Source organism: Paenibacillus sp. Y412MC10, from assembly GCF_000024685.1.
GTDB lineage: Bacteria > Bacillota > Bacilli > Paenibacillales > Paenibacillaceae > Paenibacillus_AQ > Paenibacillus_AQ lautus_A.
In genome coordinates this window covers 3,863,216-3,878,172 of sequence record NC_013406.1, presented here as the reverse complement: position 1 = coordinate 3,878,172, position 14,957 = coordinate 3,863,216, and the positions used below count along the sequence as shown (strand labels likewise).

The window sequence follows — 14,957 nt, the reverse complement described above, 5'->3', positions numbered from 1 at the left end:
CTAACTGTTGAAAAAATTTATTCGCAAAGGGGAGAGTTTAGTGAGAAGCAAGTGGAGGAGTCGGCTTGCCGCAGCCCTATCAGTCATCATGATGTTCGCAAGTATCGGGTGGGCAAAGTCGATCACGTATGCAGCAGACGAAGAATTGACCAACGTTATGATCAACGGCGGCTTCGAGGATTCCGAAGAAGATGGACGCTTGCCGGGCTGGCAGCCCGATGAAGACACAGCTGTCATAACTGTAAGTGAGTCCGTGTACGCAGAAGGGGAACGAAGTCTTCAGGTGGAACGCCTGTCGCCCGCCGCAGGCTCCGGAGTTGTGAGCGATGCATATACCGCCCAACCATTCGGCAATGTCATCATGACAGCAAGCGTGCTATCGGATGAAGGCCAAGGCGGCAAAGCAGACCTCAGATTTTATGATGCAGGCGGAAAGCTTGTCTCCGTCGTGAGCGGCCTGGTCGGTGAAACATCGGGCAAATGGCAGAATTTAAGAGTGGCTGCTTCTGCCCCTAAAAATGCAACGGAGGTCAGGGTAGCCTTTGGTTTTAATGGTGACCTAACCGGCAGGTATTTCGTTGACAGCGTCTCATTGGAGTCGCAGGCTTCCTCCCCGTACTTAACGAATTTAGGACCGCAATCTTCAAGTTTAACCTTAATGACGGCTGCATTCGGTAAAGATAGGAATGGTCAGGATGCTTTGTTTACGGTCGCACAGGGTGATCCGGCACAATTCATCGTGATGGATGTTGCTTCGAAAGAAGTGAAATCCACTCATCCACTTGTTGCGCTTGACGGGAGCAACGTTTCGGCAGCTTGGGCGATTGTGACAGCCTCCGACGGAAAGGTATACATCGGAAGTACGCCGAACGGGACGTTGTTTCAATATGATCCGGCAGAGGATAAGCTGCGTGCCATCGGGAAACCTGTTCCTACCGATACCGTCATCTGGACGCTTGTAGCCGGGGAAGATGGCAAAGTGTATGGAGGAACAGGATATTCCCAATCGCTGTTTGAATATGATCCCGTTACCGACCAGACTCGAATCCTTAAATCCTTCAAGACTTCATCGAAAGAGGCTCATATCCGCAGCCTTGCTTACGATTCCGATCGTCAAATGATCTATGTGGGGGGAGCAGACGTCGCTAAGCTTTATCAATACGATCTTGCTAGCGGCACGTCGATTGCGCTACATCATCCTGAATTTATCGGCAAGACTTCGGTTTACGATCTCCAGTATGCAGGAGGTAAATTGTTCGTGCGCGTGGATCCCGGACCGGTTATGTTCGTGTATGATCCCGATACCGCTAGCTGGATCGTTAACAATAATACTGCCTATAATGCACGAGGATTTTCACCGTTATCGCCTGACGGCGAGGAGGTATTCTACACCTATTACGAAACCCTTCCAGGTGGCGCGCAGCAATGGTCTCTCTATTCATACGACGTGAGAACGGGAGATTACGGCTCGCTGGGTGTCGACGTCAAAGGAGCAGGCGTAGCTTTTGGTTACGTACAGCTGGACCAGACAAATTATCCGGGCTGGACATTAGTCGGATTGGCCGGAAATAGCGGAAGAGCATTTTATTACAATCTGGAAACCGGTTTGATTGAAACGCCTGAGCTTCCGTTTCCGGCACAGTTCGTGGAATTGTTTAATATCGGGAAGAGCACAGATGGGCAGATGCTGTCCTCTGGCTTCATTTCAGGCGGGGGTATGGGAATTTACTCCCCAACCCGTAACGAGACCAAGCATTATCCTCAAATCGGCCAAGTCGAAGGATTCGGTTCCTTGAACGGGAAAATGTATCTCGGCGTTTATCCTAGAGCGACTATCTTTGAATACGATCCAGCCAAGCCATGGAACCGAACGGACCCATCAGAGCCGAATAATCCGCTGCGGCTTGGTCAGCTGGGTTCAGAGCAAGACCGGCCCGTTGCCATGCTCGGGGTCGAGGAAGAAAACCTGTTATATATCGGTTCTTATCCAATCGCAGGCAAAACAGGCGGGGCTCTTACCGTCTATAATCCCGTTACCGGAACGTTTGATGTGAAACGTGACATTATATCCGGGCATTCGATCAATTCGTTGCTTTACAAAAATGGAAAGCTGTTTATGGCCACCGGCGCGATGACAGGCGGAGAGGGGAAGCTTGCCATTTACGATACAGCATCCGGCCGAGTAGAGCTGGAACAGGTACCTGTTGCGGGCAAAAAAGCAGTAACCTCTTTGATATGGGGCCCGGACGGTAACATTTGGGGAATGGCGCTAGGGTCTCTGTTTATCTATGATCCGGAGCGCCAAGAGATTATTTACAGCGAAGATATGTTTCCTGCAGCAGATTATGCACACAGCAATCCTCGCTTAACCGTGGGAACCGACGGGAATGTGTACGGTACTATTTTTACGGGATATGTTGCTGACCATACGTACACAAGCAAAATGTTTAAGATTGACGCTGCAAGCAAATCGCTGTCCATCTTGTTGGAGAGCAATGCGGAAAAACTGGCCCAGGACGATTTTGGCAACTTATATTTCAAATACGGCAGCGAGCTGATGAAGTCTAGCGATCCGAATCTGGTCGTGCAGCTAGACAAAGTACAGCTTGAGGCTGAATCGCTCCAGCTTCGTCCGGGAGATGAAGTCGGTTATTCCTACGAAGTATTCCTTGATAAAGAAAGAACGACTAAGGAGTTATCCGGCGCAGTCATTGAATATTTGAGCAGCCGTCCGGAAAAGGCGGAGATCGACCCGAAAGGAAAGATTATCGCCAAGCATCCGGGGCAAGCCGAGTTGTCGATTCGAATTACATTGAACGGGGTAACGGTTGAATCCAATAAAATCAAGGTGAAAATAACCGGACCTTTTTAAAACGTGTATGATATAGCAATATGAGATGTTATCACGAGCTAGCTTCCGGGGACGATCGAATGGGAGTTATGAAAGAAACTCCGAAAACCCACTATATTCAAGGGTTTTCGGAGTTCTTTATTTAGAGTCAACCCAGTACAGGGGTGGTCTTCATTTCATGGATTTTTTGGAGCGTATGGAAATGCTTCGTCTTTTCGTCATCGTCCTCTGTGTGGAGATACCACTCCACAAGCCTGTATCCGAAGCCGAGAAGGATCAGCTCGTAGACGCAATGTTCGGCGATAGGGGGTACATCCGCATATTCCGAAAAGCCTTTGTAATACGCGGGGACACAACGCTGGTAGTTTTCGACCATGTGATCGATATCCGCTTCATCCGCAATCAGGCTTGCGAGGTCCTCGCCCAGGTAGCCCCATCCGGATGTATCCCAGTCAATGAGTGCGATTTTCCCGTCGGCATAGATCAGGTTGGTCACCCAGAAGTCCCGGTGGCATAGCACGAGAGGCAATTTTTCGATGCGGTCGAGAATCTCGTCTGCATGCTCATCGATGTCGATGAGCATTTGCCGCACGTGCTGCGGGAAATCGCAGTTCTCCGAGCGTATATAATCGTAGACGACCGGCCAAGACCGGTAATGGAGATACGTATTCTTCATGAGATCCGCATGGCTCAGGTTGGTCAGGCTCTGCAGCACAGCGGGCTGCTCCGCATACAGCTTGCCTTGATAGCGTCCTAACTCCAGCGCAGCCTGTTCATACATGTCACCGGTCAAATCTAAACCGGTTACGCCATCGATATATTCCAGCCACAGCTGGAATTCATTTTCCTCGGCATTGATCTCGGCGTGATAACATGTCGGCCAGCGGAAGGCATCCGAGAACGTCGCTCCCAAGTCAGACGCATAAAGATCATATTCCCGGCGCCATGAACCCGGATCGCCGTAACGCTCCCATTTCTGCTGGATTTTGAGCACGATACGATACGGCAATTGTTCGCCATCCGCGGTATCGGCGATCCCCGTTACCAGGTACACATTTCCCACAGTTCCGCCCTGTAACGGCTTGGTTTGGCAGTCGGCCGAGATGATATCCTTCTTGAACTGTCGGCTCAAGGCATAGATCAGCGTTTCGAATTGAATATTCATATCTTCCATCCTCCGTTTTTTTTCGTTTGCTTGCTCCACATGGCGTTCGTTTGGTTTCGAGCCCTCTTGTCGATGAGGTAGCTGGTTTTATCCTGGACATACTTGTTCTCATGCTTCTGGGCCACATAATGCTCCCACCGTTCACGCGGCAATGAACCGTCGGCAAGCGCGGCAAGAACGGCACAGCCCGGCTCGGCCTGATGGCGGCAATCCGTAAATCGGCACTGCGGGAACCATGCCTCCACATCGGTAAAGCTTGCGCGTATGCCTTCGTCGGCATCAAAAATCCCAAGCTCACGCATACCCGGCGTATCAATAACCATCGTACCGGAGGGCAGCATGAACAGCTGACGGTGCGTTGTCGTATGCCGCCCCCGGCTGTCGACCTCCCGGATTGCCTGAACCTTCATTACGTCCTGTTCTATCAACGCATTGAGCAAAGACGATTTACCAACCCCGGACATGCCGAGAAAGACGACCGTTTTACCAGGCATCAAGTAGGGATCGAGTTCGTTCATCCCCAGGCCTGTATGACTGCAGATCGCGTGAACCGGCACATCGGGGATGCTTTGTGTGACTTCTGCGAGCAGGAGATTATAATCTGGGGCGAGATCAGCCTTGGTCAGAATGATGACCGGCTGGCCGCCACTCTGCCTGGCTTGTGTCAGATAGCGCATGATACGGGTAACATTGAAATCCCAATTCAGAGAAGAAAGGATAAATACATAGTCAAAGTTGGTTGCAACGACCTGTTCCCGCACGGTTTTGGCATAGCCTGCGGCATGCCCTGAGTAATCCGCGCGTGAGAACTTGGAGCGGCGGGGCAGTACCCTGTCGATGAGAGAATCTCCGCTTTCGTTGTAGTGCAGCAAAACAAAATCACCGACGCAAGGAAAGTCTACTCGCGTTTCCGCACTGTGATAGAACGCCCCCCTGAGCACCGCCGTTACCTCGCCTCGCTCGGTCATGACCCTGAAGCGCTCGCGCCGAAGCTCCGTCACCCTGCCGGGCAATAAGCCGCCTTGAATTGCTTCTATTTCTGTGTAGCCATAAGTTTTCAAATCCATCATAGTTTTTTGTTAGCTCCTTTAATGTTGTTTTTTGGACGCAAAAATGCCACGGACAAGCAGCCTCTAAAGAAGCTGCTGTCGCGCGGCATCAGGACGCAAAAAAGATACGACATTCATCGTATCTCGCAAACAGCAATATTCACGAAAGGTTACTTTGAATGGCACACCAAATAATACGGGCGTTGTCCCGCTTTAATCGCGTATGCCTGCTATTCAGTTTTAAGACCAAACCACCATATAAGTAGTCGCCATTAAAACACATCTCCCTTCGTTGTAGGAACTTGCTTATCGCTAAGCTGTCTATAAAATAACCTATTTTGGAAAAATAATCAATGACTAACAGCGCAGAATGTGTCAGCTGCTTGCTTCATCGAGTCTGCGAACGAACGGAAAACGATAGCTCAAAATACAACGAGAATCGAACAAGAGCGTGACTGTCTGCTATCGGACACGAATTATTTGCTTTACTTAAGCGAGGATCGAGGCGTATAATCCGTTAAGACATCGGAGCTAGAAGAGGAGAAATCATAATGAACAATGGGTTGGTTAACGCTATTATCGCGTATATCATGTGGGGGGTTCTCCCGCTATATTGGAAGTTGTTTGAAAATGTGCCGGCAGGCGAAATTCTGTCGCATCGGGTTGTCTGGACGTTCGTCTTCATGGGTATTCTCGTCGCCGTCCAGCGACGCTGGGGTGACATGAAGCGGGTTGCGACTAGCCGCTCGCTCCTGCTGTCGCTCGCCGCCAGCGGACTGCTGATCGCAGCGAATTGGCTCATCTTCATCTGGGCGGTCAACAACGGCCATGTTGTCGAGACAAGTCTCGGCTATTATTTGAATCCGTTGCTGAACGTTCTGTTAGCGGTCGTCTTCCTTCGTGAAAAGCCTAGCCGCGGCCAATGGCTCGGGATTGCCATCGCTGGCGCCGCGGTGCTCATCATCGCCATCGACTACGGGCGGTTCCCGTGGGTCGCGATCTCGTTGGCTGTATCGTTTGGCTTGTACGGCCTCGCGAAGAAGAAGATCGTGCAGGACGCTTCTGTAGGCTTGTTGTCAGAGACGGCTGTAATCCTGCCCGTCGCGATCGGCTACTGGATCTATTTGGCCGCCGTGGGCAAGACGACGGCATGGACGCTGCCTGCGCCGGTGTTCGTCGAGCTGCTTCTATCCGGCGTGGTAACGGCGCTGCCGCTGCTCTTCTTTGCGCGGGCGGCCGCCCGGATGGCGCTATCCACGCTCGGCTTCGTACAATACATCGGGCCGACGATCATGCTGTTACTGAGCATATTCGTGTTCAAGGAATCGGTCTCGCCGGTTCTGCTTATCGGCTTCGCGCTCATCTGGACAGCGCTCGTTGTATACGCTGTGGCATCGGTTCGCAGCACGAAACTCGCGAAGGCGAGCTGACGGTAAGGGTGTCAAGGTACAGACATAACGGCCATTTCCGTCCGATAGGGGCGGAGATGGCCGTTTTCCGTTACATATTCCGTTTCTCTGAAGTTGCTGACGTCAGCGCCGATGACAATTACAACGTCAAGGATTCGAGAGATGGCGGGAAGAGATAACAGTTATATCAAACGTTAACGACGAAGTGTTTTGGCAATGAATCCAACGATGAATCCCCATATCGCATTTATAGTAAAGACACTTACAAGAGCGAACGGATTAGTTAATGGACCTTGTAATTTTCCATCAAGAAGCGGAGAGACTAAGCCGCTAAGGATGACGGCATATAAGGCATAACTCATACCCGCAAAACTAAGAATGACCACTGGAGAAGCGGGTTTCTTAATTAAAACGATAACGAGCCAAGCTATGGAAATAAGAATCGTCATGAGAATGCTGCCGAATTGTTGTCCGATCAGATCCATGATCCCCGTCATCTTCATTATGGGCCTCACTAGAGCTAATGCGCCAAGTCCAAGAATAAACAACAAATTTTCTTTCACGATATCGAACGTTTTCATTATAAACAATTCCTTTCTGGTGTGATTGAACGATCTGAGGACCAAAATTCTTGATTTTCTCGAAAGCGGATGGGTCGGCTTAATGTTCGTTTCTGAATTTCTAATCCGTAGCGTTCTTATTTACCGTTATAAAATAACAAATTCATGTTGTGAACTTATGACGATACATTGTGTTTTACGTGAAATTTCGTCTGTTTGAAATCTTTATGAAAAACGATCGAGGACGGTCTCGAAGTGAAGCGATTAACACACGGTGAACCATACGAAGGTCAGCCATTAGGGGGATATTTGTAGAATTAAAAAAAGACAACCAAGATAATGAGGTTGTCTGTACATAGGATAAACAAAGCACATGCGATGGGAGGGATGATACGTACTCCCAGCGCCTGTTTTCGTATATTTTTATATTCATGTAAAGAAAATGGCTCGGATCTCTGAAAGCTGTTGTCCTGGGTGGCGGAGCTACTCTTTAACCGAACCCAGCGTAATCCCGTGAATGAAGAAGCGCTGGAGGAACGGATAGACGATGAGGACAGGCAGCATCGCGATGAAGATCTTGGCGGCATCGAGTGTCCGGTTGGATAACTCAGACAAGCGACGGTATTGGTCCTCGGACATCGTCGATGGATCGACCGAGACGACAAGCTGCTGGATATACGTCTGGAGTGGATAGAATTGCTCACGGGACATGAAGATCAGGCCATACAAGAATTCATTCCAGTGATACACGATACTGAACAGCGAGACGGTCGCCAGCACCGGCACGGCCAGCGGGATGTAGATCTTGAACAGGATGTACCATGGTCCCGCGCCGTCGACAAGGGCAGCTTCATCCAGCTCCTTGGGCAGGTTGCGGAAGAAGTTCATCGTGAGGATGACGTTGAAGACGAGTGTCTGCGCGCCGCCGACCAGGACAAGTGCCCAGATGCTGTTCAGCATGTTGAGCTCTTTGACCGTCAGATACAGCGGGATCAGTCCACCGTTGAACAACATCGTGAAAATGAGAATCCACATGAATACATTGCGCCCCTTGAACTCTTTCGCTGTCCGCGAGAGCGGGTAAGACATGAGCACAACCATGATAAAATTGAGCATAACCCCCAGCAGCACTCGCTGGGTCGAGGTCCAGAAGGACCGGAAGAACTGCTGGTCATTGAGAATCTGGGCATATGCGTTGAGATTGAAATCGACCGGCCATAGCCAGACCTTACCGGCTGCAGCGGCAGAGTTGGAGCTAAGCGAAAGGGAGAGGGTGTACCAGATCGGCAGGATGCATGACAACGTAATGCCTATCAGGACAACAATCAGAATAATATCCGTCACACGGTTGCCGAACGTCCGGTCTCTGACCACGGTCAGCACCTCCTACACTAGTTGGAATGGGATTGGTTTATATAGATTTTCAACAGGATGAATCCTTAGAATATGCGATAGTTAACAAAACGGTAAGCCAGATAATACGAGACGGATATCAGCAGGAAGCCCACAACGGACTTCAGCAGGCCGACGGCGGTCGCAAGTTCATATTGCAGGTTAAGCAAACCTGTACGATAGACCCAGGTGTCAATAATATCACCTGTAGAATAGACGAGCGGGTTGTACAGATTGAAGATCTGGTCAAAGCCTGCGTTAAGCACATTACCCAAGCTGAGTACCGTAAGCAATACGGCTGTCGTGCGGATCCCGGGCAAAGTGATATGCCAGAGACTTCTCCAGCGTCCTGCGCCATCGATGTTGGCAGCTTCGTACAGTGCCGGGTTAATCCCGGTAAGCGCGGCAAGATAGATAATGGTGCCAAAACCGAATTCCTTCCAGACGTCACTACCGACAACGAGGAACGGAAACAGTTGGGAGTCGGCAAAGAACAGTTTAGGCTGGAATCCGAACAAGGCAGTCAGTTGATTGACGGGTCCGTTATAGGAGAACAGATCGAGTACAATGCCCCCCAGAATAACCCAAGACAAAAAGTGGGGCAGATAGACGATGGTCTGAATCCAGCGTCTGAGAATCATCAGACGCAGCTCATTGAGCATGAGTGCAAACAACAGAGGCGCAATCAGATTGGCGACAATCTTCATGGACGCGATAACAAGCGTATTGCTGAAGACTTCCTGTGTATCCTTCAGCAATAACATATACTTGAAGTGCTCAAACCCTGCCCAATCCGAGCCCAGGATACCTTTGCCTGGATTAAAATATTGGAACGAAATGATGATGCCGAACATCGGAACGATGCTGAAGACGAACAGCCATAGAAATCCCGGGATCAGCATCAGATAATAATGTTTGGCGAAGCCTTTCATACGCATGACAGCACTCCCTTCCCCGAATCCTGCATCGAGTGTTCCAGAGCTCCTGACGGCTGCCGGGAGCTCTGGCTATTATGGTTCGTTGTATGCCTTAAGATCACTGCGCAAGCGCGTCCTTAACCTCCTGGGTAATCTGGTCGCCGCCTTGACGTTTCCAGTTCTCGACGAAGGAGTCGAATGTTTCCAGAGGAGCCGCCCCCATGATGATGCGCAGGAAAGTCTCGTCCTCTAACTTGCGCAGATTCACCCAACGGCTCTCCATTAACGGTGTCTGCTCATACAGAAGACTGGGCACCTCCTCAAACTCGGTATCAACCAGCGGCCTGCCGCCCACCATGATGGAGTACGATCGAGTCCATGCTCCCCAGTTCGCTTCAGGGTTCCATGTTGAAAGATCCATGGAATCGTAAGGCTCGTTTTTGATCGTCTTGATGCTTGCGATGTCCGAAGGCAGCAGTTTGTAGGCCTTGTCATTTGCAAAATCCTCGGCGGTTTTATTGCCTGCCAGCACGTCACGGAGGGCTTTGACTGTAAATTCAATTTCGTCGGATGGTGCGTAAACCACGCGGAGCGGATAATAACCAGGACCGCCTTTGCTCGGGTCAAAGGTGTTCTCTTGCTCGTTTTTAAACAGATTGTTTAGCAATTTCATAGGAACTTCCGGATGCTCGTAATCTTTCCGAACCACCACAAACTCAGTAGAAGGTGTAGCGGCATGTGGTCTAAATTCGCCATTTTGATTCAAAGGCAGAGCATAAGCCTGCCAATTGGCTTCGGCATCATTTTTTACGGCATTGGTTAGCGGGCCGTAAGCCATCCACCATGGCGCAAAGAACATTCCGGATTTTCCGGCGATAATGGGCTCATCCGCTTTGTTACGAACACCCATCTCTGGATCAATAAGTCCCTTGGAATACAAATCTCTTAAACTAGCTAACGCCTCACGAGTCTCCGGCAGGATTGAGCCGTATACAGGGCTGCCATCCTCGCCCTCGAGCCAGTATCCAGGGAAGGAGTCATGCGCGGAGAAAATGGCGTCAAAACCGTATAAATTGTTCTTCGACTCAAGGAAGTTCGCATACAGCTTGCCACCACTTTCCGGTCCGGTGATCCCAATCGTATCGCGCTGACCGTTACCATCAGGATCATTTTCGACGAAAGCACGGGCGACTTCCTCAAGTTCAGCCATCGTGGTTGGCGGTTCAAGGTTCAGCTTATCCAGCCAGTCCTGCCGGATCCACAAGAGGTGAATGCCATCGGCATTGGCTTGCACACCCGGGAGGGCCATTATTTTGCCATCGAATGTTACTGCATCCAAGGCAGCACCGTTGGTGTTTTCAATGATTGTCTTTATATCCGGGGATGCATATTGCTCATACACCTCCGTTAAATCAGCAATTTGGTCGGCTTCGACCAATTGGCGCAGCTCAACGGCATTGACGACCATAGCATCCGGTAAATCGTTACTTGCAATGGCGAGACTAATTCTCTGACGAAGATTCTGGCCAGAGGCAGCAAATTGATGATCGACGTCCACATTAAGCGCTTCCTTAATCTGACGAGTGTATTGATTGTCGAGCGGCGTGTCGCCAGGAGGCAATTCATTATCGGTGGGATCGATTTCGATACTGATGCTGATCTGGACAGGTTCTTCGTAGCGGCCAAATGGATCGGCGGGTTCGCTTGACTCCGCGCTTTTCTCCGGTGCAGCCGGCGTGTTATTCGTTGGATTGCTGCAAGCTGCTAGAACGAGAAAACAGGCCAGTAAAAGCGCTAACGTCTTTGACTTGTTTTTCATAATTACACCCCTTCTTTCAGATGAATGGAATAACTATTCGTATGGACCATTTAACTGTAACACAATGAAACCGCCTTCAAGGATAGAAGGTGGTTTCTAAATGAGGGGGTCATATGTACAAAAATTTACGGCTGCTGCGGGTGGTTGGACATTTCACCCACTAAGGAGAAGACATTTGTCTACCCGTGATTTTTTCAATTGAACGTTAACGGATTTGGCACCTGATTTATTGAAATCTTTGCTCAATAATCATTTTAATTTGTGTTATATTCTAGAAAGATTTTTCCGCCTGTTTCTGATTATGCACGTCATAGACCATATGATTCAAAGAGAGGAGGAGTCGATAATCGATGGGGATGAAACGATGAAACCGGAAAAGGATTGGAAGTCCCGCCTGAAGCGATTGACCTTGAAAAATCGAATTCTTTTACTGTTTGCCGCAGCAACATTGATCCCTTTCATCTGCACCTGTTATCTGTCATACAACACCATTACATCCATTCTGAATACGAAGCTGCAATCCGGCATTCAAAGCAATTTAAAGCAGGTCCGATTGTCGCTTGAGAACACGCTGGACAATCTGAATCACGTTTCCCAACAACTGACCTTTAAGGGGAATGTCGGTAGGCAGCTTGAGAAGTTTTTGATGGCGAAGCAGCCGTACGACCGGAGTTATCTGACGGATGAAATCAAAAACCAGCTGAATTTAATCACGTTCACCAATCCCAATGTCGGATTAACGCTGTATTATTTACGCGACGATCAGACCACTCTTTTTGAGAATACAGGCATGAAACAGCCATTCGATATCGATGGCCTTCCCATCATAGCAGCGTATTATGGCATTACCTATTTTGGACCGCATATCAGTAAAGATCGATTCAACAATCAATATGTGCTTTCCGCCTTGCGAAAGGTTGATTTGCCGCAGAGGGAAGATGCCTATGTTTACATTGAGTCCGGTTTCAAGCTGACGCAGAGCATTCTTGATTTGGATGAAGTCAGCAAGCATGCCAATCATTTAATTCTGGACAACAACGGAAGAATTTCATACAGCGAGCTTCAAGATATCTTTCCTGAAAATTCAATATTTTCGGACGCTCTAGCGCCTTCCCTGGTAACAGGTATTACGTCCGACTATTATTGGTATCGACAAGTCAGCAATCAGGGCTGGAGTGTGGTCTCGCTTATTGCGAAATCCGACTACAACCGTGAGAAAAATCGCTGGATGATGCAGATGCTGGGGCTGGCGCTGCTGTTCGCTGTAGTCAGTCTGACCATTGGCTGGCTTCTATGGAAAATGGTGTACCGGCCGCTGTCGCGCTTTAATAAGGAGATCAAATCGATTGCGGGCAGCAATTTTAATGCGGCTGCCACGCAATCGCGCATCCCGGAATTTGAGATGGTGTTAAACCAATTTCAACATATGAAGGTTCAGATTACGCAGCTGTATTCTGAAGTCAAGGCCAAAGAGAAGCGCAGAGCGGATCTGGAGATCGAGAAGCTGCAGTATCAGATTAATCCGCATTTTTTGATGAATACGCTGGATACCGCGCACTGGCTAGCCGTTATGAACGGTCAGGAGGAGATCGACAGGCTTGTCACTTCGCTGAACAAACTGCTTTACTACAATCTCCGCAAAGGCAACAGTGTCGCGACGATCAGGGATGAGATTGATTCACTGAAGCAATATCTCATTCTCCAGCAGATTCGATACAATTTTCAGTTCGATGTCAATATTCACGTGGACGACGCATTACTCGAAGTGACGGTTCCTAGATTCATTCTGCAGCCGTTGGTTGAAAATTCGCTGTATCACGGTCTAGATGATAACGGCAGAATCGAGGTGGTGGTTAGAAAGAATGACAGACTTGAGATCGAAATTCGAGATAACGGCGGGGGGATCTCTGAGGAAAAGATTGAGGCATTGCTTGAGCAGGAACAGACTGAGCGCCATCGAGTGGGAATGGGAATCGGACTGAATTATGTCAAACGAATGTTAGAATTTCATTACGAAGGGAAAGCGAGTCTGACGGTGACAAGCGAGCTTGGCAAAGGTACCCGCATCATCATTTCGATACAAATCGAGGAGGAGAATTTAACGAAATGATCCATGTTCTCATCGTAGACGACGACAAGCTTGTACGTAAGGGACTGATGTCTTTTTTGCCCTGGGAATCGTTCGGAATGAGAGTTGTAGGCGAAGCTGCCAACGGGGAGAAGGCGCTCGATTTTCTGAAGGCGAATCGGGTAGATCTGTTAATGACCGATCTGGCCATGCCGGTGATGTCGGGCATAGAGTTAATTCGGGTTGTGCGCAAGCAATATCCGAATATCGCGATCGCCGTGCTGACTCTTCATCAGGATTTTGAATACATCCAGGAAGCGCTGAGACTGGGTGCCATTGATTACATTGCCAAGGTTGAGCTTGAAAAAGAACAGTTCGAAGAAGTGTTTCAGCGCATTCACTCGCGCATTGAGGAAGTGAAGCAGAAGCACAAGAATGAGTCGGATTCGATAGTAGCGGCTTGTCCTTGCGATACGGCGTATGCGCTATTGACGTACCCGGATGAGCCATTAACAAGCAGAATGGTAGCGGATTGCGTTTCATTGGGCTGGACAGCCGAAGCGGATGGATCTATTCTGATGTGGCTGACGGATCGTCCCAAGGAGGTTCAGTCTCATGGCAATGACGAAGAAGAACCGTTGCCGCCGCTTCCAGACGGAACGTGCAGCACCGGATGGCATATGGTACGGCTACGGCATACAGCCGATTTATCTCCATCCGAGCTGCTTCAACGAATACGGGCCTACAGGAGCAGAGATTTTTTCTACGACTGCGACGGCAATGAGCCCTATCCGATTGAGAAGTCTGTCATGGAGCTGATGGCGGAACGTCCTGAACCGGGAGAAGAAGAGACGGCCACTGTAAAGGAATTACTACACGCCTTCACATGGGTCCATGACGATGAAGCCTTTGATAAGCTTTGCAGTCGATTGAAAGAACTGCGTATACCCGTCTCCAAGCTAATGCAATGGATCTATGGATGTATGGTTGACTGGAACCGGCTTTATAGAGCGATACAACCTGATGATATCAAGATGCCTGACACATTTACGTGCTGGCGGGAGGTTGCGGACTGGCTGAAACAATTCAGGGAAAATGGGATGACGCTGTCAGGCAGCCTGCAGCTGAGCCCCGAAGTGAGCGGTAGCATTATGACGGCGGTCAAAATCGTGCACGACGAACTTGAGTTGCCGTTATTCGCTATCGATGTCGCGAAGCGGGTCAATCTGAGCCGAAGCTACTTCTATCAATGTTTCAAAGAAATCGTTGGCTACTCCTTCAATGAATATCTGCGCAAGGTACGGATCGATAAGGCTCGGGAATATCTGGAACAGACGGCCAGGCCAATTGTCTGGATTGCCAAGCAAACCGGATACGAGGATGAGAAATATTTCAGCAGAACTTTTCGAGAGCAGACAGGCATGCTGCCGAGCGAATATAGACAGCGGTATAAGGCGAGGTAGGCACTAGTTAAACTCCTGAAATACTAAAATTATTTTGTTACAAACAATCACTGTGATAAAATGTAATTATCAATAAATGGAAGGGATTGATATTATGAACTTATCAATCTTAGCTCTTATTCTTGTTGGGATAATCACTATCTATGCCATTGCATTTACAATGATAATTAAGCTACTTGGCCGGAAATTTAAAGACAAATCCAATATGTATTTTCTATATGCATCGATTATCTTGGGTATCCAATCGTATCTTATTATTAAGGA

Annotated in this window: 10 protein-coding genes; 4 read left to right on the top strand and 6 right to left on the bottom strand. The window is 49.0% G+C overall.

Features of this window, described 5'->3' with window-relative positions; all coding sequences use genetic code 11:
* Positions 1-40 precede the first annotated feature (40 nt).
* The gene (locus GYMC10_RS16620) at positions 41-2,872 is read left to right on the top strand and encodes a hypothetical protein (RefSeq protein ID WP_015735580.1); all 2,832 of its coding nucleotides are present in this window, start codon (positions 41-43) and stop codon (positions 2,870-2,872) included.
* Positions 2,873-2,999: 127 nt separating this feature from the next.
* On the opposite strand, the gene GYMC10_RS16615 is transcribed toward GYMC10_RS16620, so the two are convergent.
* Together GYMC10_RS16615 and rsgA are read right to left on the bottom strand one after the other, a co-directional pair.
* Complete coding sequence (locus GYMC10_RS16615; protein ID WP_015735579.1) at positions 3,000-4,016, bottom strand: phosphotransferase; 1,017 nt, start codon at positions 4,014-4,016, stop codon at positions 3,000-3,002.
* Positions 4,013-5,029 (bottom strand): ribosome small subunit-dependent GTPase A, encoded by a 1,017-nt coding sequence (rsgA, locus tag GYMC10_RS16610; protein WP_261979273.1) that lies wholly within the window; start codon positions 5,027-5,029, stop codon positions 4,013-4,015. Before rsgA ends, GYMC10_RS16615 begins: the two co-directional genes overlap by 4 nt.
* A 587-nt stretch (positions 5,030-5,616) precedes the next feature.
* Between rsgA and rarD the strand changes: the two genes are divergently transcribed.
* The gene (gene rarD, locus GYMC10_RS16605) at positions 5,617-6,495 is read left to right on the top strand and encodes an EamA family transporter RarD (RefSeq protein ID WP_015735577.1); all 879 of its coding nucleotides are present in this window, start codon (positions 5,617-5,619) and stop codon (positions 6,493-6,495) included.
* A gap of 173 nt (positions 6,496-6,668) precedes the next feature.
* Here rarD and GYMC10_RS16600 read toward each other — a convergent pair whose 3' ends face one another.
* From GYMC10_RS16600 to GYMC10_RS16585, 4 genes are all read right to left on the bottom strand, one after another.
* The gene (locus GYMC10_RS16600) at positions 6,669-7,055 is read right to left on the bottom strand and encodes a hypothetical protein (RefSeq protein WP_015735576.1); all 387 of its coding nucleotides are present in this window, start codon (positions 7,053-7,055) and stop codon (positions 6,669-6,671) included.
* A 462-nt stretch (positions 7,056-7,517) separates the two neighbouring features.
* Positions 7,518-8,408 carry a carbohydrate ABC transporter permease gene (locus GYMC10_RS16595; RefSeq protein WP_015735575.1) on the bottom strand — a complete coding sequence of 297 codons (891 nt, stop codon included), beginning with the start codon at positions 8,406-8,408 and terminating at the stop codon, positions 7,518-7,520.
* A 65-nt stretch (positions 8,409-8,473) separates the two neighbouring features.
* A complete protein-coding gene (locus GYMC10_RS16590; protein WP_015735574.1) occupies positions 8,474-9,364 on the bottom strand; it encodes an ABC transporter permease in 891 nt (296 codons plus the stop codon).
* 97 nt (positions 9,365-9,461) lie between these two features.
* Positions 9,462-11,162, bottom strand: a complete 1,701-nt coding sequence (locus tag GYMC10_RS16585) for an extracellular solute-binding protein (RefSeq protein WP_015735573.1) — start codon at positions 11,160-11,162, stop codon at positions 9,462-9,464.
* A gap of 364 nt (positions 11,163-11,526) precedes the next feature.
* On the opposite strand from GYMC10_RS16585, the gene GYMC10_RS16580 reads away from it, so the two are divergent.
* On the top strand, positions 11,527-13,272 hold the full coding sequence (locus tag GYMC10_RS16580; protein ID WP_081746262.1) for a sensor histidine kinase: 1,746 nt from the start codon (positions 11,527-11,529) through the stop codon (positions 13,270-13,272).
* Positions 13,269-14,693 (top strand): response regulator, encoded by a 1,425-nt coding sequence (locus GYMC10_RS16575; protein WP_015735571.1) that lies wholly within the window; start codon positions 13,269-13,271, stop codon positions 14,691-14,693. The genes GYMC10_RS16580 and GYMC10_RS16575 overlap by 4 nt, the downstream gene beginning before the upstream one ends.
* Positions 14,694-14,957 lie beyond the last annotated feature (264 nt).

What these genes read in the sequence shown, in the direction of transcription:
- GYMC10_RS16585 (WP_015735573.1), bottom strand. Translation starts at nt 11,162, where the DNA reads ATGAAAAACAAGTCAAAGACGTTAGCGCTTTTACTGGCCTGTTTTCTC.
- GYMC10_RS16590 (WP_015735574.1), bottom strand. Translation starts at nt 9,364, where the DNA reads ATGCGTATGAAAGGCTTCGCCAAACATTATTATCTGATGCTGATCCCG.
- GYMC10_RS16580 (WP_081746262.1), top strand. Translation starts at nt 11,527, where the DNA reads ATGAAACCGGAAAAGGATTGGAAGTCCCGCCTGAAGCGATTGACCTTG.
- rarD (WP_015735577.1), top strand. Translation starts at nt 5,617, where the DNA reads ATGAACAATGGGTTGGTTAACGCTATTATCGCGTATATCATGTGGGGG.
- GYMC10_RS16615 (WP_015735579.1), bottom strand. Translation starts at nt 4,016, where the DNA reads ATGAATATTCAATTCGAAACGCTGATCTATGCCTTGAGCCGACAGTTC.
- GYMC10_RS16600 (WP_015735576.1), bottom strand. Translation starts at nt 7,055, where the DNA reads ATGAAAACGTTCGATATCGTGAAAGAAAATTTGTTGTTTATTCTTGGA.
- GYMC10_RS16575 (WP_015735571.1), top strand. Translation starts at nt 13,269, where the DNA reads ATGATCCATGTTCTCATCGTAGACGACGACAAGCTTGTACGTAAGGGA.